General features: G+C 41.4%; 1 protein-coding gene and 1 pseudogene. Both read right to left on the bottom strand.

The annotated features are described in order from the left end of the window. Positions 1-261: 261 nt before the first annotated feature. A pseudogene (locus ACT3TU_RS13980) lies at positions 262-1,543 on the bottom strand (IS256 family transposase). Between the two features lie 3 nt (positions 1,544-1,546). Then, the coding region (locus ACT3TU_RS13975) for a hypothetical protein (protein WP_444784511.1) at positions 1,547-2,257 on the bottom strand (711 nt) is incomplete at its 5' end.

Genomic DNA, 2,257 nt, shown 5'->3' with positions numbered 1-2,257 from the left:
CAGATATAAAATCTTGTCATAATAAGTATGCCGCTATAGAGATGAAGTTAAAGCTTTATACATGAATTATTAATCGTCAAAAACCTACTTTAGTATAATGAATACACAACTGATCTTTTACTTCTGTACTCGTTACAATTCTACCTTCAATATAATCATCAAAAATGTGTTTGGTGTTTGGGTTTATAGGGATGTTATCAACCGCAAAATTAGCAAGTAGGTCAGCATAAGAGACCATCCCGAGTTCTGTGCAACTTCCGTTTAGATTAAATACTTATTTATACGGTCATCAAACACAATCATAAAGCGATTCAAAGCAGACGTCCAGTTACGAATGAGCATAGACCACTTTTTGGATGCCTGCTGAGTTGCTAAGGACACCACTTTGAATGCTGCTTGATCAGAGGGGAACATCTTACGCTTATTCACTGCCGTCCGAATGACACTGTTTAGTGACTCGATAGTATTGGTGGTATATATGAATTTTCTGATGTCTTTCGGGTACTCGAAGAACACTGTGAGGTCCTCCCAGTTATTGCACCAAGACTTGACCACGTGCGGATAGTCTTTGCCCCATATCTCATCAAAGTGCTCAAGATTGGCCTCTGCTATCTCAAGCGTATCAGCGCCGTAGATGGCCTTTAAATCAGCGGCTATTGCCTTTTTATCTGTCCACGGCACAAACTTCATCGAATAGCGCACCATATGCACGATACACAGCTGAACCTTGGCTTTGGGGTAAACGGTGTTGATGGCATCAGGGAAGCCCTTTAAATCATCAACACAGGCAATGAGGATATCTTGCACCCCGCGGTTTTGTAGTTCAGTGAGAACCCCTAGCCAGAACTTAGCGCCTTCATTCTCTGATAGCCACATACCAAGCAGCTCTTTTTTACCATCAAGTCCCACGCTTAGCGCCAGATAAATAGCCTTGTTGATGATCTGCTTATCTTGACGTACCTTAACGACAATACAGTCCAAATAGACAATAGGATAAACACTGCTCAATGGCCGGTTCTGCCATGCAGTGATGTCATCTAAGATGTTGTCAGTGACTCTTGAAACTAAGCTGCTGGATATATCGACATCGTAGAGCTCTTTAATGGTTTCAACAATCTCTGTGGTCGTTTGACCTTTGGCGTATGAGCGAGGATCAGCAAGTGTCTGGGAGACACTCGCCCGAAGCACAAGACGGAAGGCTATGCCTGTAGGGGAATATGATTTTATCATCAAGGCCTGAGATACGACTTTGATGCTTACGCACTAATGCAAGCTCAAAGCTGCTGTCACGGTCTCTTGGGGTGGATATCTCAAGATCGCCTGTGTCACTGTGGACGGTCTTTTTAGTGTGCCCGTTACGCTTATTGGGCTTATCCGCCTTCTCATGCTTGGAATAGCCGAGATGGTCTTCCATCTCAGCTTCAAGGGCAGTGTCGATAAAGGATTGCATGAGCTGCTTTTGAAAGTCTTTGATGTCATCGAAGCTTTTCATGCTACCAGCCATCTGCTCGGCTAGTTTCTTGATGTCAGATTGGTTAGTCATTGCTTATTCTCCGGTTAGTGGATTATAAGCAGTTACACAGAGTTTGGGAAAGGCTCTGTGTAGGCTAAACATCTCATCAAGCGTATAGTTGAAACCAAAATCCTTTATTACTAAACCGTAATTGAAAAACACTGTAGAGATAGTAGATTGTGGATCAAAAATGTCACTCTTATAAGTTCGCCGCTGCCAACGACCATCACGCAGTTTATTAAGACCACTCTCAAAGCTCTTATAAAGAATACTTAGAGCCTGCATTTTGGTGATACTTGAATTTAAGAGTGCTACATCAAGGGTTTTCGCACCTTTAGCGATAATGCGGCACATGTCAGCTACTGAATAAGAAGTTAAACTCGACTGGAATAGATGCAGCATTTTTTCATCAATATTCAGGATCAAATGCTCTAATGTAATCTGGTCATACAAGAGGTTTTCGCACTCTGCTAGCTGTATGTCCTGACACCATTGTCGAAATTTAATGTCTTCTTTTAGGTAGCTTCGCTTCTGTTTGAACTTTGTTTTCACAGCTAACTGCATAAGATTTTTGGCATCATGGGCAAATTCAAAACTTGCTCGATAGTAATTAATTTTCAAATAACCAATCTCGTTGATGTCAACCCAGTGGCAGTTTTCTTGAGGGTTTAAAAATAGTAAATTTAATTCAAAAAGGTGCTTAAGTACTTTTTTGTCCATACTAAAAGTGGGAGTCAAAGGTAA

It is taken from the genome of Psychrobacter sp. AOP3-A1-26, from assembly GCF_052378235.1.
Classification (GTDB): domain Bacteria; phylum Pseudomonadota; class Gammaproteobacteria; order Pseudomonadales; family Moraxellaceae; genus Psychrobacter.
The sequence above is the reverse complement of the archived record's forward strand: the minus strand, read 5'-3'. Positions and strand labels throughout refer to the sequence as shown.